Here is an 18,656-nt window from a genome sequence, read left to right on the forward strand (position 1 = left end):
ACAGCCACGGCCAATACTCAATCGCGCGCCGTGATGCCGTACTTACATGGAGACGTTTTTATGCCAGCACACACCTTTGCATTCCATCTTTCTCCTCGGGGCAAATTGCGCTGGGCGATCGCCAGCCTGTTCTTCGCCGTGCACCTGCCCAGCGCCATTGCCGGCGGTGTGGTGGTCGCTCCCGGCCCCGGCGGCACCGCGCAATTGCAGACCCAGGGCGGCGTGCCCATCGTCAACATCGTCGCGCCCAACGGCTCGGGCCTGTCGCATAACCAGTTCCTTGACTACAACGTCGACCGTCAGGGCCTGGTGCTGAACAACGCCTTGCAGGCCGGCCAATCGCAGCTCGCCGGGCAACTGGCGGCCAACCCGCAACTGCAGGGGCAGGCGGCGAGCGTGATCCTCAACGAGGTGATCAGCCGCAACCCTTCGGCGATCAATGGTGCCCAGGAAATCTTCGGCCGCGCCGCCGATTACGTGCTGGCCAACCCCAACGGCATTTCGGTGAACGGCGGCAGTTTCATCAACACGCCGAACGCCAATCTGGTGGTCGGTCGTCCGGAGCTGCACGACGGCAAACTGCAGGCTCTGAATACTCGTGATGCCAGCGGCCAGTTGCAGATCCAGGGCGGTGGCCTGCGCAACGGTGAGGGTTCGATCAACCTGATCGCCCCGCGTATCGACAGCCAGGGCGCGATCAATGCGCGCGATCAACTGAACCTCACGGTCGGGCGCAATCAGCTGGATTACGCCAGCGGTCAGGTGAAAACCGTGGACCCGGCGGGCACTACCTCTGACCAACGCATCGACGCCAGCCTGTTCGGTGCGATGCAGGCCGGGCGCATCAATATCGTCAGCACCGCCGAAGGCGCGGGCGTGCGGGTGGGTGCGGTGCAAGTGGCCGGACGTGACGGCGTGCAGATTCGTTCTGCCGGCGATCTCAGCGTCAGCGGTGAAGCCATTCCCAACAGCCTTGAAGTGACCCGTGCCGGTATCCGCAGCAGTCAGGGCGATGTCGGCTTGCACAGCGGCAAGGATCTGACGCTGGCCGCTGCCGATGTCAGTGGTCGCGACGTCAGCGTCGATGCCAAGCGCAACCTGACCCTGAGCACCGTCGAAAGCCGCAGGCTCCAGGAAAAACGCGAAAACTGGAACAACAGCACCATCGGCATCACTTGGGAAACCTACGACCGCACCCAGACCGACAGTGATTCGCGCCAGCACGGCAGCCAGATCGTCGCCAGCCGCGACGCGAAATTGTCCTCCGGCAAAGACACTGAACTCAAAGCCGCCAAGGTCGAAGCGGCGAAGAATCTCGATGTGCAGAGCGGCGGCGATCTGCGCCTGACCGCAGCCACCGAAAGCCGCACGCAGACCGATCAGGGCAACCACCGCAAGCACCTGTGGAAGGCCGACTGGAACAGCAGCAGCGAAGAACAGCGCAGCATCGGCAGCCAGTTGAAGGGTGGCAATATCGCCCTGCAAACCGCTGCCTTGTTGCGTTCCGAAGGCGCTGAACTGAACAGCGCTGGCGATGTGAAACTGGCGGGCAAGCAAGTGGACGTCACCACGGCCACTCGCACCAACCGCAGCAACAACAACAGCTACTCCGGCGACCTGGTCGGCGGTGGTTTCTTCGGCAAGACCGGTGACGCCGACAAGGGCCAGACCCAGCATCAGGGCAGTAAAATCAACGCGGCGGGCAAACTGATCGTCAAGGCTGACGACGTGCGCATCAGCGGCAGCCAGGTCCGTGGCGGCACCGAGGCCAGCGTGATCAGCGACCAGGGTTCGCTGGTGATCGACGGCGTGCAGGACACCGCGCACAGCAACAACCACGACAAGGACAGCAAGTTTTTCGGCATCACCAAGGACGAGACGCGGCAGAACTCCAAGGACAGCACCACGGTGCGCAGCGAGTTGGTTTCCGACAGCAACCTCAAGCTCAAAAGCGCCAAGGACATCGAAGTGGCCGGTTCCACGGTCAAGACCGGCGGCGTGCTGACGGCGGACGCGGCAGGTGATGTGAACGTGCATGCCACGCAGAACAGCCACGACAGCAGCTCGACCACCGAGACCCGTGGCTTCGATGCCTACGCCAAAGAGCAAACGCCGGAGCAATACCGCGCCGGGGTGCATTACGAAGACAAACAGCAGACCGTCACCCGCAACGACGTCAACCAGCAAGGCTCAAGCCTCAGCGGTGGCAGCGTGCAGGTGAACGCCGGCGGCGATCTGACCATCAAGGGCGGTGAGGTCAAATCCACTGCGGGCGACACCACGCTGAGCGGCAAGAACGTGTCGTTGCTGGCCGAACAGGACAGCCACAAAACCTCGACCGATACCTCCAGCACCGGCGGTGGTTTCTACTACACCGGCGGCCTCGACCGCGCCGGCAGTGGCGTCGATTTCGCCCACGGCACCACACAAGACACCAGCAGCAAGACCACCGCGCAAACCACAGCTGTGCAGAGCAGCGGCGCCCTGAACATCAACGCCGACAAACTGCTGACTGAAGGCGCGCAGGTCAAGGCCGGCAACGGTCTGAACGTCGCGGCCAACGAGATCGATAACCGCGCCGCCAGCAACACTGAAAGCAGCACGCACAACCAGAGCAACTGGTCGGCGGACATCGGCGCCAACGTCGAGTACAAGGACATCGCCCGCCCGATTGCCGGTGCGGTCAAGGATGTGCTCAACGGCAAGGTGCCGGACAAGGAAGCCCTGAGCAATCTCGGCCAGCCGAACGTCGGCATCGACGTGGCGATCGGTCACGGCAGCGCCGACAAGACCGAGCAGAACAGCACCGCCGTGGTCAGCCGTTTCGACGGTGGCAGCGTCGATGTAAAAACCGCCGGCATCCTGCACGACCAGGGCACGCAGTACAGCGCCAGCAACGGCAAGGTCAACATCAGCACTGACAAACTGGTTGCCGATGCAGCGAGCAACACTCACAGCAGTACCGATAACTCAGTGGACGCCAAGGTCGACGTGCGGGTCTACACCAAGACCGGCGAAGACGTGAATGTCGCCGGCAGCGGCGCCGGTGGCAACAGCTACAGCAGCAAGGACAGCAGCACGGCGGTGGTTGGCGGCTATGCCGGCAACCAGGGCGTGAACATCAATGTCGGGGGTGACGCGCAGTTCGCCGGCAGCCGTTTCGATGGCGGGCACGGCGGTGTGAACATCAAGACGGGCGGTGATCTGGCGCTGAATCAGGCCAATGACCGCCAGAGCAGCAGCGACTCCAGCCTGCGCGGCAACGGCTCGCTGACGGTCGGCACCTTGCCGGGTACCGACGGCACCAACGTCGACCTCGGCGCCGGGTTCCAGCTTGACCACACCGGCAAGCAAACCACTGACACTCAGGCCCACGTTGCGAGCATCAGCGGCAACGGTGCCGTGCAACTGAGCAGCGGCGGCAATCAGGTCCAGCAAGGCACGAAGATCGACAGCGCCGGCGCCATCGATCTGCACGCTGACGGCAAGCTCGATCTGCAAGCGGCCACCGATACACACACGGCGACCGGGAGCAATCTCGGCGGCGGTTTGAAGGGCGGCGGCAGCAAATCCAGCAGCGAGAAGAGTCGCGATCAGGGCGGCAATCTGAGCGGTAACTTCAACATCGGTCGGGTCAACGAAAACTCGCAGACATTGACCGGCGGCCAGCTCAACAGCCAGAGCAATGTCGCGTTGAGCGCTGACGCGGTGCACCTGCAAGGCACGCAAGTCGGTGCGCCGAACGTCAACATCGATGCGCAGAAGGGCGGTTTCGTCCAGGAATCGGCGCAGTCCACCGAGAGTCGCAACAACTGGAGCGTCGCGCTGAATGCCGGCGGCAACCTGAGCAGCAAGACTCCGACCGCTGCCGATGAAAAGGCCAGCAGCGATCACGGCTTCAACGCCGGGGCCAAGGTTGGCGTCGATTACCTGCAAGGCACCAGCCAGCAGAACAGCCAGATCAAGGCTGACACTGTGGTGCTGAACAGTGCCGGTGATGCACAGCTGTCGGGGGCGCGGATCGACGCGAATACGGTCAGCGGCAAGGTTGCCGGTGATCTGACCGTCGATAGCCGTCAGGACTCGAAGACGCTAGCCAAGGTCGATGTCGATCTGGGTCTGACCGCGAAGAAAAATCCACCGAGCGACAAGGAAAAACTCGCTGGCACCGACTACAAGCCGACGCTGAAGGCGCAAGGCGAATACACGCACAAGGACAGCGTGGCGCAGGCGTCCGGCATCAGTGGCAATCAAGGTGTGAAGTTGAACGTTGGTGGTGGCACCCAACTGACCGGCGCGCGGATATCGGCGAGTGACGGCAAGGTCGATCTGGGCGGTTCGAAGGTCGGTAGCAGCGACCTGGTCAACCGTGAGTACGGCGTGAAAGCCGGGCTGGCCCTGCCGCAGAAAACCGAGGAGAACACACCGAAGGTGTCGTTCGATAACGGTAATCTGAAAGTCGGTCCGGTGACCCTGAGCGGCAATCTGGACAGCCAGACCCTGCAAGCCGGGATCGACGAAAAAGGCTAAACCACACCGCTGTAAAAACTGTGGGAGCGGGCTTGCTCGCGAAGGCGATGATTCAGTCGATAAATCAGCTGACTGAATTGACGCCTTCGCGAGCAAGCCCGCTCCCACATTAGTTTTCTGTCTCGACCAGATCCGACTATTAGTTCGAAGCCTTCGCCTTACCCGCATTCATCAGCACGATCACCGCCAGCAGCGCGGACAGGATCGAGCCCAGCAACACCCCAACCTTCACCGAGTCGACCAGATGCGGTGCGCCCGGGAACGCCAGCGCGCCGATGAACAGGCTCATGGTGAAGCCGATCCCGCAGAGCAGGGCGACGCCGTACAGTTGCAGCCAGCTCGAGCCTTGCGGCAGTTGCGCCAGACCACTGCGAATCGCCAGTGCGCCGAGGCCGAGGATGCCGATCTGCTTGCCGAACAACAGGCCCAGCGCGACGCCCAGCGGTACCGGCTCCAGCAGGTTGCTCGGGGAAATGCCGGTCAACGACACGCCAGCGTTGGCAAAGCCGAAAATCGGCACCACGGCGAAGGCCACCCACGGATGCATTTTTTCTTCGAGATACAGCAGCGGCGAGTTGTGCTCGTCCTCCGGATTACCCAACGGAATGCACAGCGCCAGAATCACCCCGGCGAGGGTCGCGTGGATCCCCGATTGCAGCATGAAGAACCACAGGAAGGCACCGGCGATCAGGTACGGCCAAAGCTTTCTGACCCCGCAGCGGTTGAGGATCACCAGCAATGCAATCACCGCCAACGAGGCCAGTAGCATGCTCACCGACAGGCCGCTGGTGTAGAAAATCGCGATGATAACCACCGCACCCAGATCATCGAGGATGGCCAGCGCCGACAGGAAGATTTTCAGCGAAACGGGCACCCGTTTGCCCAGCAGCGACAGCACGCCCAGGGCGAAAGCAATGTCGGTGGCGGCGGGAATCGCCCAACCGCTCAGGGTCTCTGGATTGCCCCAGTTGATGGCGACATAGATCAGCGCCGGCACCAGCATCCCGCCCAGCGCGGCGAAGCCCGGCAGCGCGCGCTGGCCCCAGGTCGACAACTGACCGGTGAGCATTTCGCGTTTGATTTCCAGGCCCACCAGCATGAAGAAGATCGCCATCAGGCCATCATTCACCCAATGCTCGATCGACAAGCCGGCGATCTTGATGTGCAGGGTCGAGAAATACGTGGCCGCCCAAGGCGAATTGGCGATCAGCAGTGCGGCGAGCGCAGCCGCCATCAGGATCAGGCCACCGGCAGATTCGGCAGCGAAAAAACGGGAGAGAAAGGCCATCGCAGACGGCGAGCCCTGACGGGCTTGGGTAGCATGCAGGCGTGACGGATCGTGGCTCATAGGCACGGCAACTCCGCGCGGCGGCCCGACCTGCGCTGAATTAAACCTGCCCTGCCGCGTTGTTGCGGTGGCACCCGGGCGGCATTTTACACAATAGGCGGGGGCTTGGGGGAACGCGGGTGCAGTTTCGGCGCTGTGTGTCGTCGGCCAACAATTTCTCGATATGAAGAAACGGGCTTCCAGAAGTGTGCTTAGCTGTACGCCGTTCGTTTCAGCCTCTGACCCTCTATAAAAATGAAAATACCCTTCATCGTTTTACTCGGCTTTGTATCCGTCATTCAAACATCCCTGTCCTTCGCGGAAAATGCCAATGGCAAGAATCTCTATACACAGCGCTGTGCCGTGTGCCACGGCGCAGATATCAAGGCGACAGGGCCATTGGCCAACAAAAGCAAACCGCCGACACCTGACCTGACAACCTCCGCGTTCAAGAAGCGCCTGAATGATTATCCGGGCGTTATCGTGTCCTCGATCATCCTTCGCCCCAACGGCAACCTGATTCCCAAAACCTTGCAGGAGAACGGCGTAAAGATCGCGCCGCACGCCTGGAGCGTTCAGGATTTTCGCGATCTGCATCAATACATGAGTGAGGTGATTGCAAAATCACGCTGATCCCGGGATCAGCGGCGTGCTCGGCGTCCAAGGAATGAACATCAACCGCTGGACGTACAACCTCGACGGTTTTCCCAATCGAAACAGCGCTCGCCGGGCACCGGGGTCAACGCCGATGGCAGCTTCAACGGCAACTACATCACCGAAGGCACGGCGGACGGTCAGTACGGCGATATCCCGGGTTATGTGACCTGGAATGTGCGTGGCGGTTATGACTTCGGCCCGCAAGTGTCGAATCTGGAGCTCGGCGCCGGGGTGAAAAACATCTTTGACAAGCAGTACTTCACCCGTTCCAGCGACAACAACTCGGGGATGTATGTGGGGGCGCCGAGGACGTTCTTTGTGCAGGCCAGCGTAGGTTTCTGATAAGCCGTGTCGTCCCCATCGCGAGCAGGCTCACCCCTACAGATTTAGTGTGATCCTTGCAGGAGTGAGCCGCTCGCGATGTTTTTAGACTTTGAGTGTTTTGCCGCCGATGGCCACTGCCACGAGCAGCACTGCCATCAATCCGAAAGCAAAACTCAAACTGCTGGCATGGGCGACAAAACCGATCACCGCCGGCCCCGCCAGAATCCCGGCATAACCCAATGTGGTAATGGCTGGTACCGCGATGCTTTCCGGCATCACCGTCTGCTTGCCCACGGCGGTGTACAGCACCGGCACGATGTTCGAGCAACCGGCGCCAACCAGCGCATAGCCCAGCAGCGCCGCTTCCCAGCTCGGGGCGAAGGTCGCCAGAAACAGGCCGGCCGCCGCCAACAGACCGCCGAACAGAATGATCCGCGTGGCACCGACACTGCGCACGATCCGGTCACCCATCAAGCGTCCGGCCGTCATGGTCAGGGCAAATGCTGCGTAACCCAATCCCGCGTACGCCGTGTCGATCCCGCGTTCCTGCGCGAGGAACACCGCGCTCCAGTCCAGCGCCGCGCCCTCGGTGAGGAACACGATGAAGCACATGCCGCCGATGAACAGCACGATGCCGTGGGGAATGGCGAACGCCGGTCCCGAGCTTTCACTGCCGTACGGCAGCATGTGCGGCACCGCTTTGAACAGCGCGGCGATCAATACGGCCACCACCACCAGCATTGCCGCCAGCGGCGTCAGCCCGAGGCCGAGCAGGGCGCTGACGCCCGCTGCGCCGACAATCCCGCCGAGGCTGAACAGGCCGTGAAAGCCCGACATCATGTTCTTGCCACTCGCGCGTTCGACGATCACCGCTTGCAGGTTGACGGTTGAATCCACCGTGCCCAAACCGGCGCCGAACATGAACAGCGTGGCGATCAGCGCCGGAATCGACGACACCGTCGCCAGCAACGGCAACGCCGCGCAAATCAGCAGGGTGCCGCCGGTGGCCACTTTGCGGCAGCCGAACCGTGTGGCGAGAATCCCCGCCAGCGGCATCGCCAGAATCGAACCGACCCCCAGGCACAGCAACAGCAGGCCCAACGTACCTTCATCGAGTCCGGCTCGGGCCTTGGCGTACGGCACCAGCGGCGCCCACGCGGCAATGCCGAGCCCGGCGATGAAAAAGGCGATGCGCGTCGACATCTGTTGCAGGCGTCCGGGGACGAAGGTGTCTTGGGGGTTGAGGCTGGTCATATCGATCCTTGGCAAAAAACGTCGCGTCCCCGAATGACAGTGCTCGCGCGTCGAGGTTCGATCGCAAGCCTGGGGAAAGTGCAGCCGACATCCTAACCTGTAGGCGTTCGCCTGCTCGCGATAGCGCAGTGTCAGTCAAAAACATATCGACTGATGCGCCGCCTTCGCGAGCAAGCCCGCTCCCACCGGGACCTGTGCAGAATCGGGCATTTATGGGCGCCGGTCATCCAATGTGGGAGCGGGCTTGCTCGCGAAAGCGCTGGTTCAGGCGAAGAATATGGCGCCAGGTAGACCGCCTTCGCGAGCAAGCCCGCTCCCACCGGGGATTGCGTTTTACAGTGGCAGCTTCTGGGGATTGAACAGTAAGGGCCGGTGATGACGCAGTTCTATGATGCACGGGGCAATATTTACGGGGTGATTTCGCCCCAGGCACTTCGCGAGGAGGGGGTCGATTTGCCGATCGATGCCGCGCAGTGTGCTGTGTCGAGACCGGCGTGGAGTCAGACAGCCATTGCGCTGTGTTGTGACTGGCCTGAGGGGCAGCGTCCGGCCGGCAGCAAATCCCACCGCAGCGACGGCCTGCTGATCGGTCCGTTCCAATCGACGCCGCCGTTCGATGTGCTCATCGTCAACACCGACGGCACCCTGGCCGAACGCAGCGGCAACGGCCTGACGATCTTTTCCCAATCGTTGCTTGAACAGGGGCTGATGCCAGCGGAGGGCGCGTTGCTGCGGGTTTATCACGACAAGGGTGACGCCGTGGAAACCTCGGTGAAACCGGCAGAAGTCGAAGGCGTGAGCGGCTTCTGGCTGGACCTCGGTCAACCGGGCTTCGGGCCTGCTGCAGTGGGAGCGCAGAAGGTTGAAAACCGCGCATTCAACGGTCGGGAAGTGAGCCACGTAGCGCCATTGGCCCAGCTCGACCCCGCGTGGCAGCACAGCCAGTTCGTGCGCATCGGCAACCCGCATTGCGTGACGTTGCTGACCGACGTTGCCGCCTTGCCGAGCAACCGGCAAATGGGCGAATCGCCATGGGCCGAAGGCCTGACCTGTATCGCCTACGCCATGCCCACCGGCGCCGGCCAACCGTGCCCGGCGGGCGTCAATCTGCAATGGGCTGCGCATGAATCAGCGCAACGCATCGTCGCCCGGGTGTTCGAGCGCGGGGAAGGGCCGACGGCGTCTTCCGGCACCAGTGCCAGTGCCGTGGCCTGTGCCGCATGGGCGGTGGGCTGGGTGGTGAGCGGTGAAGTGCACGTGGTCATGCCGGGCGGGACCGCGCCTGTTTTGCTTGAACAAGAGCAGGGTGAATTGATGCGGGTGAGGCTGTTTGGTACGGCTCGATCGATGGGTTGAAGCGGCAATCGCCTTCGCGAGCAGGCTCGCTCCCAAAGGGAATGCAGCCCGTGCGTGATCGCGAGCAGGCTCACTCCTACAGGGGAATGCAGCCCCATGTGGGAGCGAGCCTGCTCGCGAAGGGGCCAGTCGATTCAGCTCAGATCGGCACTGAACTCCACCACCGGCATCTGCCGTTTCATCAGCACGTTGCCGCCTCGAATCGAATACAGCGGCAGACCCTGGCTGCGGATCACTTCGTAATCGCTGTCTGCCGACAGAATCAGCAGGTTGGCCGGTCGCCCCGGTTCCAACCCGTAACGCTCACCCAGGTGCATGGCCCTGGCGCTGTTGTCGGTGACCAGATCCAGCGCGTTCTGCAAGTTGCGGTAACCGAGCATATGGCAGATGTGCAGCCCGGCTTCGAGCACGCGCAGGATGTTGCCGTTGCCCAGCGGGTACCACGGATCGACGATGGAGTCCTGGCCGAAGCACACGTTCATGCCGGCTTCGAGCAGCTCGTTGACCCGGGTCACGCCACGGCGTTTGGGGAAATTGTCGAAGCGCCCCTGCAGATGAATGCTTTCGGTCGGACACGAGACAAAGCTGATCCCGGAATGCCCGAGCAGGCGGAACAGTTTGGCGCAGTAGGCGTTGTCGTAGGAACCCATCGCCGTGGTGTGGCTGGCGGGGACCAGGGCACCCATGTCGCGGCTGCGTGCCTCTTCGGCGAGCACTTCGAGGAAGCGCGAATGCGGGTCATCGGTTTCGTCGCAGTGCACGTCCACCAGGCAACCGGTGCGTTCGGCCAGGTCCATCAGAAACTTCACAGAACTGACGCCCTGATCGCGGGTGTACTCGAAATGCGGAATGCCGCCCACCACATCGGCGCCCATGCGAATTGCTTCTTCCATCAGTTCCCGGCCGTTGCGGAACGACTCGATGCCTTCCTGCGGGAAGGCGACGATTTGCAGGTCGATGAGATGACGGCTTTCCTCGCGCACTTCGAGCATCGCCTTGAGCGCCGTGAGCTGCGGGTCGGTGACATCGACGTGGGTGCGCACGTGCTGGATGCCGTGGGCGGCCAGTGTCTGAATGGTCTTCTTGGCGCGGGTCTTGGTGTCTTCTTCGGTGATGGTGACCTTGCGTTCGCCCCAGCACTCGATGCCCTCGAACAGCGTGCCGCTCATGTTCCAGCGCGGCTCGCCGGCCGTGAGGGTAGCGTCGAGGTGGATGTGCGGTTCGACGAAGGGCGGTACCACCAGATTGCCGCCGGCGTCGAGGTCGCCGGGGTTGAGGGTCGGGGCTTCGGTCTGGCGGCCGATGCTGCGGATCAGACCGTCCTCCAGGTGCAATTCGTGCAAACCTTCCTGGTTGCGCAGTCGGGCGTTGATGATGTGCATCAGGCGAATCCTTCTTATAGGTCTTGTAGTGGCGCAGTGGCGCGACGGGCGCCGAGCAGGCCGGAGACGATGACATACGTTAGCGCGGCGGCGGCAATCCCTACCAGCGGCGCGACCCACGGCGAGTGGAACGCGGCGAGCGTACCGACCGCGTAAGCCCCCAGCCCCGGCCAGTTGAACGCTGGCAGCCGTGCGTCGGCCAGGCGCGGATAGCGCCCGCGCCAGCGGAAGAAAAAGTCGGCCATGATCCCCCCGCCAATCGGCGGGATCACCGTGCCCAGCAGAATCAGGTACGGCACCAGCATGTCGTACATGCCCAGCAGGGCGAGCAGGGTGCCGATCACCGCACCCGCCAGGGTCACGGTCTTGCGCCGGCCGGTGCGCAGCAGGTTGCAACCGGCGACGGCGAAGTTGTAGATGGTGTTGTCCTGAGTGCTCCAGATATTGAGCAACAGCATCGCCATCGCGGCCATGGCGAAGCCTTGCAACAGCAACACTTCAACCACGTCCGGCTGCTGATAGACGATCGCACCGTAGGCGCCGATCAGCACCATAAATCCGTTGCCGATGAAAAAACCGATCAGGCTGGCCAGTACCGCCACCCGCGCCGAACGCGAGAAACGAGTCCAGTTGGTGGCCTGGGTCGCGCCGCTGACGAAGGTGCCGAACACCAGGGTGATGGCGGTCGACCAGTCCAGCGAACCCGTCGGCACCACGCTGAGCAAACCGTCGAGACCGCCAACCTTCATCGTGGCGACCCACATTGACAGCATCAGCAGCAACATCATCGCCGGCACCGCGATGTACGAGAGGATCTCCAGGCCGCGATAACCGACATACGCCGTGGCGCAGAACATCAGCCCGAACAGCACCATCAGGCCGAGCACCGTGCCCTGGTCCAGTGCGAAGTATTTGCCCAGCACCACCGCCGCCGTTGCGGTGCCCCAGGCGTACCAGCCGATCTGGGTAAAACCGAGGATCAGGTCGCTGAGCTTGCTGCCGACCTCACCGAAACAGAAGCGCCCCATCAACACTGAATTGAGGCCGCTCTTGAAGGCGATGTAACCCAGGCCTGCCGCGTACAGCCCGAGCAGCAGATTGCCGACGATGATCACTACCAGCATCTCGCTGAAACTGAACGCCACACCGAGCTTGCCGCCGGCAAACATGGTCGCGGTGAAAAACGTGAAGCCCAGCAGCACCATCGCCGTCGAGGCCAGGCCTTTGCGCGCGTGCATCGGGACTTCGCTGAGGGGGTAGTCGTTGCCTGGGTCGTTCTGCGACATGGGGCGTTCCTTGCTGGATTGGGGAGACGCGAAGCAGGTTGCAGTGGTCGTGCCAGTTCCTGATTGGCGCGGGTTATGTATAGACGAGTCGTGTGGATTGGCGCGAAAGCAGTGCAACTGGATGCACCGAAGCCCAATGTGGGAGCGAGCCTGCTCGCGAAAGCGGAGTGTCAGGCGACCTCTGCAGTGACTGACATACCGTATTCGCGAGCAGGCTCGCTCCCACAAGGGATTGGGTTTGGGTCAGAGAAATCTCAATAACGCGGCGACGATGGCTTCGGGGGCGTCTTCCTGGACGAGGTGGCCGGCGTTGCGGATGGCGTGGAATTGCGAACCGGGGATCATCGCGTGCAATGCGCGGCCACGTTCGATGGGGATCCACTGATCCTCTTCCCCCCAGAGAATCTGCACCGGGCAGCGGATCATCGGGTACAAACTTTCGGCTTCTTGGGTATAGCGCTCGTCCATCTGCGCAATCTGTCGGTAGAACGCCGCTTGCCCCGGATCGCCGAGCCACGGTTGTACGTAGGGCGCCAGTTCAGCGTCGGGGATGTCGCGGTGAATCGCCCCGCGAATGTAGGTCGGGACGATGGCGCGCTGGATGTAGTCCGGCAGGCCGCTGAACGCCGCTTCATGCTGGCGGACGTGCTGCACGAACGGCGAACCCCACGGCGTCAGCGCCACCGGATCGATCAGCGTGAGGCTGCGGTAGTCCTTGCCGTTGAGCAAATGCGTGCGCAACGCGGTGGCGCCGCCGAAGTCGTGGGCGACCACGTCCGGGCGCTGGATATTCCAGTGATCGAGCAACCGCGAGAGAAGTTGATTCTGCACGCCGAGGGAAACATCGGCGTGAGGTTTAGCGGAACGCCCGTAGCCCAGGAGGTCGAAATAATGCACCCGGTGGCTGGCGAAGAAATGCGGCGCGATGCGGTGCCACACACAGGACGAAAACGGTGTGCCATGCACGAACACCAGCGGCGGGCCGTCACCGCGCACGGCATGGCGTATTTGATGCCCGTTGAAGTCAAAGACCTGATCCAGCAGCCAGTCCGTCATCGGCCTGTCCTCTTGGCGGGGTTGAGCCAAAAAGCATAGGCATAAAAAAACAGCCTCGGGGGCTGTTCTCTGTTTTCCTGACAAGCACCGATCCTTTGTAGGAGTAAGCCTGCTCGCGATAGCGGTGTATCAGTCGACATCTATGTTGAATGCCAATCTGCTATCGCGAGCAGGCTCACTCCTACAAGGGGGATTTGTTTTGTATCACTCACCGCGATAAATGCAACCGCTGGTGCAGGTCTCGTGAATCCGGATCGCGCTCAGTTCCGGCAGCAGTGGCTTCAATTCATTCCAGATGAATTTGGCCAGCACTTCGCTGGTCGGGTTTTCCAGGCCGGGAATATCGTTCAGGTAATTGTGGTCCAGACGCTCGTACAGCGGCTTGAAGATCGCCTTGATTTCCGAGAAGTCGCGGATCCAGCCAGTGTGCGGATCGAGGTCGCCGCTGAGGTGAATCGCCACTTTGAACGAGTGACCGTGCAAGCGGCCGCACTTGTGGCCGTCCGGTACGTGCGGCAGGCGGTGGGCGGATTCGAATGTAAATTCCTTGAAGATTTCCACAGTATTTTCGGCTCTGTTCAGGTGGCGTTCGCCGCAGCGATTCGGGCAGGCGGCGAGTTTACCAGCTTGTGTTTGGCGATGCGGGAAAACACTGACTAAAGGGTCAGCAAGCGCTCGGCGAGGCGACCGCTGGCGTTCAGCTCAAGAAACTCGTCGCCCAGGCGGCGGCTCTCGTCCATTGCCGCGTGCCAGTATTTCTGCCGGCTCGGCGCATCGCCCATGAAACGCTTGAAGTCATTTCGATCGGGCAGTTTGCCGTAGGGCAGGCGCGCCAGGTATTCCTTCGACGGCGCGAGCAACAGCACGTCCTGCAAGCGCTCGACCGAGGCGCGGCGCCAGGGCAGGGTCTTGTCGAACCAGCCGGGGATCACCCGGTCGGTGAAGTGTGGATAGAGCACGATGCCGTCGCCGCTGTAGGGCAGGTCGAGGTGATAGTCGAGCAGACCGCCGTCGCGGAACGTGCCGGCACCGGCGCCCGGCAGGTCGCGCACGCCTTCCATGACCATCGGGATCGAACCGGAGGCCAGCAGCGCCTGGCGCAGGTTGCCTGCATTGAGGGTGACGAAACGCGACGGGAAGTCGTTCAATGCATTGACCGGCGGGGCGAGGCGCGGGTCGTGAATGATCAGGCGTTCGAAGTGCCGCGACAGCCGCGCCCGCCCGCGCAGGTTATCGGCGATCACCGAACCCAGCGCGAGGCCGAGGCGGCCGCGATGGTCATCGGCCAGGCGCCCGTGGCTTTTGACCACCATGATGTTCAGGCGGTAGTCGGCGTTGTTGAGGATGCTGGCGTCGCGGCCGTCGAGCAGGTCATTGAGCATGCGCTGCGAGCTCTGACTGATCTCGGCCATGCTCACGCCCTTGTTGAAATTCTGCTCGGCGTACAGCTGACCGAGACGGCGGATGCCTTCGGCGGCGTCCGGCAGGCAGGCGCTGGCGAAGCGCCAGGAGCCGACCGACGCGCCGATCAGCGAGCGCTCACGCGGCGCGCTGGGTAGCCATTCACCGAACAACGCCAGATCCAGCCCCTGAATCCCCAGCGCCTTCGGCCCTCCGGCGGCACCGGGCAGGGTGCCGACGTCCGCGGCGTTCAGGCCCTGGGCACGAATGCGCGCCATGGCCCGAGGGCCGGCCTTGAGGGTGAGGGCGGGGAACTTGATGTGGATGGCGGTCATACCGGTCTCGATCGTTAGCAAGCGAACAATTATAAGCACATGTTGCAAAACCTTGTAGGAGGGGAAGGTGTTGCTCTGGGGCAATGATGGCCATTCAGTTTCAGTTAAGTTGATCCCGCTAAGGTGCCCACCGTAGCGACACATAAAAAAACGGAGACACCCATGAAAACCCTGACTGCCCTGACCATTGCCTCGATCATCGGCCTGACCGCCAGCCTCGCTCACGCCCGCGATCTTGGCCCGGATGAAGCCCTGCGCCTGCGCGACGCTGGTACTATCGTCTCTTTCGAGAAGCTCAACGCCACGGCGCTGGCCAAACACCCGGGTTCGACCATCACCGATACCGAGCTGGAAGCACAGTACGGTAAGTACATCTACCAGATCGAAATGCGTGACCCGCAAGGGCTGGAGTGGGACCTGGAATTGGACGCGGTCAGCGGGCAAGTGCTCAGGGATCATCAGGATACTTAATGAAGCCGTATTTGTTACAGCCACGCACCGGGAGCCGACTGGCCCTGGTGCTATTGGCATTCTGCTCGGTGGCGGCGGCTCGCGACCTGGACCAGGACGAAGCCCTGCGTTTGCGTCAGCAGGGCGTGATCCTGCCACTGGAGCAAGTGCTGCAAAAGGCGCTGGATCGCTATCCGGGGGCCAAACTGCTGGAAGTCGAGCTGGAGGAAAAGCACGACGTCTATGTGTATGAAGTCGAGTTGCTGACGGTCGAGGGCGTGGCGCGCGAGCTGCACCTGAAGGCCGATAGCGGCGAATTGATGAAAGACAAGGAAGATTGACCGATGCGTTTGCTTCTGGTGGAAGACCACGTGCCGCTGGCCGACGAACTGCTCGCCGGCCTGCAGCGTCAGGGGTATGCGGTGGACTGGCTGGCGGACGGCCGCGATGCGGTCTATCAGGGCAGCAGCGAGCCTTATGACTTGATCATTCTCGACCTCGGCTTGCCCGGCATTCCCGGGTTGGAGGTGCTGGCGCAATGGCGCACCGGTGGCCTCTCGACCCCGGTGCTGATCCTTACCGCCCGCGATTCCTGGGCCGAGCGCATCGAAGGCCTGAAGGCCGGTGCCGACGATTACCTGACCAAACCGTTTCACCCGGAAGAGTTGCACCTGCGGGTGCAGTCGCTGTTGCGCCGCTCCAAGGGTCAGGCCAATCAGCCGACGCTCAAGGCGGCAGGGTTGCATCTGGATGAAGGTCGCCAGTGCGTGATGCGCGACGGCAGCGAGATTCAACTGACCGCCGCCGAGTTCCGCCTGCTGCGCTATTTCATGCTGCACCCGGAACAGATCCTGTCGAAAACCCACCTCGCTGAACACCTCTACGACGGCGAGACCGAGCGTGACTCCAACGTTCTCGAAGTCCACGTCAATCACCTGCGGCGCAAGCTGGGCAAAGCCGTGATCGAAACCCGTCGTGGCCAGGGTTACCTGTTCGGCGGGCAAGCTTCGTGAGGTCGATCCAGCGCCGCTTGAGCCTGGGCTTGATCAGCGTGATGGTGGTCGTCGGCCTGGTGCTGGCGCAAACCAGCCTGTGGTTGTTCGAAGTGGGGCTGCAGCGTTATTTCGAAGCCGGGTTGCGCAACGACAGCGAAAGCCTGCTGGTGGCGCTGGTGCGTGGCCCGCAAGGGCTGCAACTGGATGAGCGGCACCTGTCGCCGGCGTATCAGCGTCCGTTTTCCGGGCATTACTTCCGCATCGATTTTGCCGACAGCCACTGGCGTTCGCGTTCGCTGTGGGATCAGGACTTGCCGCTGCTTGATCATCCCGGGCTGCACAGCAACCTGCAACTGGGCCCGGATGGCCAGCAGTTGCTGGTGTTGCGCTCGGACTATCGGCGCCTGGGGCAGTCGATCTCGATCAGCGTCGCGCAGGATTACACCCCGGTGCGTGAGAGTTTTCAGCGCATGCGTCAGATCGGGCTTGGTCTCGGGCTGGCCGGTTTGCTGCTGATTCTGCTGCTGCAACGCCTCACCGTGCGCCGCGCCTTGCGTCCGCTGGAGCGGGCCCGCGAGCAGATCGCCCAGTTGCAGCAGGGCCAGCGTTCGCAACTCGACGATCAGGTGCCGGTGGAGCTGGAGCCGCTGGTGGCGCAGATCAACCATTTGCTTGCCCACACTGAAGACAGCCTCAAGCGCTCACGCAACGCGCTGGGCAATCTGGGCCATGCCTTGAAGACGCCGCTGGCGGTACTGTTGAGTCTGGCCTCGAACGAAAAACTGGATGCTCATCCCGAGTTGCGCAAGATCCTCAAGGAACAACTGGAACAGGTGCAGCAGCGGCTCAATCGCGAACTGAATCGCGCACGCCTGTCCGGCGATGCGCTGCCTGGTGCGCTGTTCGACTGTGATGCGGAACTGCCGGGGCTGCTGGCGACGCTGAACATGATCCATGGCGAGCATCTGCATTTGAGCTACGTCGCGCCGCCGGGGCTGCAACTGCCGTGGGATCGTGAGGATCTGCTGGAGCTGCTCGGCAACCTGCTGGACAACGCCTGCAAATGGGCGGACGCCGAGGTGCGCCTGAGTGTGATCGAGCGTACCGATGGTTTTGCCTTCAGCGTGGAAGATGACGGGCCGGGGATTCCCCAAGAGCAGCGCAGTCAGGTGTTCAGCCGGGGCACACGGCTGGATGAGCAGACCCACGGGCATGGTCTGGGGCTGGGGATTGTCCGCGATATCGTTGAGACGTGGGGCGGGTTGCTGGTGCTGGGCGAGAGTCAGTGGGGCGGGTTGAAGGTGGTGATCGAGTTGCCAAAACGCTGATCCCCCAAACACCACAGCCCAGTGTAGGAGTGAGCCTGCTCGCGATAGCGTCGGTACATTCAGTATCAATGTGTCTGACAAACCGCTATCGCGAGCAAGCCCGCTCCCACATTGGAATTCAGCTGGATGCAAGTCCGCGTCAGACGCGGAACTGATCCATCAGACTCTGCTGCTGATTCGCCAGGCTGTTCAGCGACTGGCTCACCCGCGCCGATTCGTTGGCCTGCCCGGACAGCGATTCGGTCACGTCGCGAATGGTCGCCACGTTGTTGTTGATCTCCTCGGCCACCGCGCTCTGTTCTTCTGCCGCGCTGGCGATCTGCAGGTTCATGTCGCTGATCACCGTCACCGCATCGCCGATCTGGCGCAATGCGGTCACCGCTTGCCCGACCTGCTCGACACTGCCCTGGGCCTGACGATGGCTGTTGCCCATCGAACCGACCACCTCCTGGGTACCGGTCTGCAACTGCTCGATCACCTGACGGGTTTCTTCCACCGACTCCTGCGTGCGGCGGGCGAGGTTGCGCACTTCGTCGGCGACCACGGCAAAACCACGACCGGCTTCACCGGCGCGCGCCGCTTCGATCGCCGCGTTGAGGGCCAGCAGGTTGGTTTGTTCGGCGATGGCGCGGATGGTTTCCAGCACGGTGCCGATCTTCTCGCTGTTGGCGGCCAGGCCTTCGACCTGGACCATCGCCGCGTTCATGTCGGCGGCGAGGGTGTCAATGCTCGCGGTGGTGCGATCGATCACCGTCAGGCCCTGACGGGTGGCGCGGTCGGCGTCCTTGGCCGCTTCGGCGGCTTGCGCGGCACTGCGCGCAACGTCCTGAGCGGTGGCACTCATTTCGTGGGACGCGGTGGCGACCTGATCGACCTGACGGTATTGCTGCTCCATGCCGGCGCTGGTCTGAGTGGCGATGGCCGAGGACTGGTCGGCAGTGTTGCGCGCGTCCTGCACCGAGCGTTTCACTTCGG

The 18,656-nt window shown here is 62.5% G+C and carries 15 protein-coding genes and 1 pseudogene; 8 read left to right on the forward strand and 8 right to left on the reverse strand.

Annotation, left to right across the window (positions count from 1 at the left end):
- Positions 1–60 precede the first annotated feature (60 nt).
- Entirely contained in the window at positions 61–4,530 is a 4,470-nt protein-coding gene (locus PseAD21_RS11485; protein WP_102355770.1) for a hemagglutinin repeat-containing protein, read from the forward strand.
- Between the two features lie 139 nt (positions 4,531–4,669).
- Here the strand turns inward: PseAD21_RS11485 and nhaA are convergent, their stop codons facing one another.
- Positions 4,670–5,878, reverse strand: a complete 1,209-nt coding sequence (gene nhaA, locus PseAD21_RS11490) for a Na+/H+ antiporter NhaA (protein WP_102355771.1) — start codon at positions 5,876–5,878, stop codon at positions 4,670–4,672.
- A 234-nt stretch (positions 5,879–6,112) separates the two neighbouring features.
- On the opposite strand from nhaA, the gene PseAD21_RS11495 reads away from it, so the two are divergent.
- Complete coding sequence (locus PseAD21_RS11495) at positions 6,113–6,490, forward strand: cytochrome c (RefSeq protein WP_102355772.1); 378 nt, start codon at positions 6,113–6,115, stop codon at positions 6,488–6,490.
- A gap of 40 nt (positions 6,491–6,530) precedes the next feature.
- Positions 6,531–6,856, forward strand: a pseudogene (locus tag PseAD21_RS11500) (TonB-dependent siderophore receptor); the annotation flags it as partial.
- 84 nt (positions 6,857–6,940) lie between these two features.
- On the opposite strand, the gene PseAD21_RS11505 reads toward PseAD21_RS11500, so the two are convergent.
- The gene (locus tag PseAD21_RS11505) at positions 6,941–8,092 is read right to left on the reverse strand and encodes an MFS transporter (RefSeq protein ID WP_102355773.1); all 1,152 of its coding nucleotides are present in this window, start codon (positions 8,090–8,092) and stop codon (positions 6,941–6,943) included.
- 375 nt (positions 8,093–8,467) lie between these two features.
- Here PseAD21_RS11505 and PseAD21_RS11510 point away from each other — a divergent pair, with 375 nt between their 5' ends.
- The gene (locus PseAD21_RS11510; RefSeq protein WP_102355774.1) at positions 8,468–9,448 is read left to right on the forward strand and encodes a diaminopimelate epimerase; all 981 of its coding nucleotides are present in this window, start codon (positions 8,468–8,470) and stop codon (positions 9,446–9,448) included.
- A 134-nt stretch (positions 9,449–9,582) separates the two neighbouring features.
- On the opposite strand, the gene codA is transcribed toward PseAD21_RS11510, so the two are convergent.
- The 5 genes from codA to PseAD21_RS11540 all read right to left on the reverse strand — a co-directional run bounded on the left by codA (position 9,583) and on the right by PseAD21_RS11540 (position 14,908).
- The gene (gene codA, locus PseAD21_RS11515) at positions 9,583–10,830 is read right to left on the reverse strand and encodes a cytosine deaminase (RefSeq protein ID WP_102355775.1); all 1,248 of its coding nucleotides are present in this window, start codon (positions 10,828–10,830) and stop codon (positions 9,583–9,585) included.
- A gap of 14 nt (positions 10,831–10,844) precedes the next feature.
- A complete protein-coding gene (gene codB, locus PseAD21_RS11520; RefSeq protein ID WP_102355776.1) occupies positions 10,845–12,116 on the reverse strand; it encodes a cytosine permease in 1,272 nt (423 codons plus the stop codon).
- A gap of 243 nt (positions 12,117–12,359) precedes the next feature.
- Positions 12,360–13,172 (reverse strand): alpha/beta fold hydrolase, encoded by an 813-nt coding sequence (locus tag PseAD21_RS11530; protein ID WP_102355777.1) that lies wholly within the window; start codon positions 13,170–13,172, stop codon positions 12,360–12,362.
- A gap of 204 nt (positions 13,173–13,376) precedes the next feature.
- Positions 13,377–13,733: a 6-carboxytetrahydropterin synthase QueD gene (gene queD, locus PseAD21_RS11535; RefSeq protein WP_007955941.1), complete on the reverse strand. Its 357-nt coding sequence runs from the start codon at positions 13,731–13,733 to the stop codon at positions 13,377–13,379.
- Positions 13,734–13,828: 95 nt separating this feature from the next.
- Positions 13,829–14,908 (reverse strand): patatin-like phospholipase family protein, encoded by a 1,080-nt coding sequence (locus PseAD21_RS11540; protein ID WP_102355778.1) that lies wholly within the window; start codon positions 14,906–14,908, stop codon positions 13,829–13,831.
- 162 nt (positions 14,909–15,070) lie between these two features.
- Between PseAD21_RS11540 and PseAD21_RS11545 the strand changes: the two genes are divergently transcribed.
- The 4 genes from PseAD21_RS11545 to PseAD21_RS11560 are packed head-to-tail and all read left to right on the forward strand — an operon-like array spanning position 15,071 to position 17,681.
- A complete protein-coding gene (locus tag PseAD21_RS11545) occupies positions 15,071–15,379 on the forward strand; it encodes a PepSY domain-containing protein (RefSeq protein WP_102355779.1) in 309 nt (102 codons plus the stop codon).
- Positions 15,379–15,699, forward strand: coding sequence for a PepSY domain-containing protein (locus tag PseAD21_RS11550; RefSeq protein ID WP_102355780.1), 321 nt, complete (start codon positions 15,379–15,381; stop codon positions 15,697–15,699). Before PseAD21_RS11545 ends, PseAD21_RS11550 begins: the two co-directional genes overlap by 1 nt.
- 3 nt (positions 15,700–15,702) lie before the next feature.
- A complete protein-coding gene (locus tag PseAD21_RS11555) occupies positions 15,703–16,371 on the forward strand; it encodes a response regulator transcription factor (RefSeq protein ID WP_102355781.1) in 669 nt (222 codons plus the stop codon).
- Entirely contained in the window at positions 16,368–17,681 is a 1,314-nt protein-coding gene (locus tag PseAD21_RS11560; RefSeq protein ID WP_102355782.1) for a sensor histidine kinase, read from the forward strand. Before PseAD21_RS11555 ends, PseAD21_RS11560 begins: the two co-directional genes overlap by 4 nt.
- A 139-nt stretch (positions 17,682–17,820) precedes the next feature.
- Here the strand turns inward: PseAD21_RS11560 and PseAD21_RS30245 are convergent, their stop codons facing one another.
- Positions 17,821–18,576, reverse strand: a complete 756-nt coding sequence (locus PseAD21_RS30245) for a methyl-accepting chemotaxis protein (protein WP_371859056.1) — start codon at positions 18,574–18,576, stop codon at positions 17,821–17,823.
- Between the last annotated feature and the right edge of the window lie 80 nt (positions 18,577–18,656).

It is taken from the genome of Pseudomonas sp. AD21 (assembly GCF_002878485.1).
In the GTDB taxonomy this organism is placed as follows: Bacteria; Pseudomonadota; Gammaproteobacteria; order Pseudomonadales; family Pseudomonadaceae; genus Aquipseudomonas.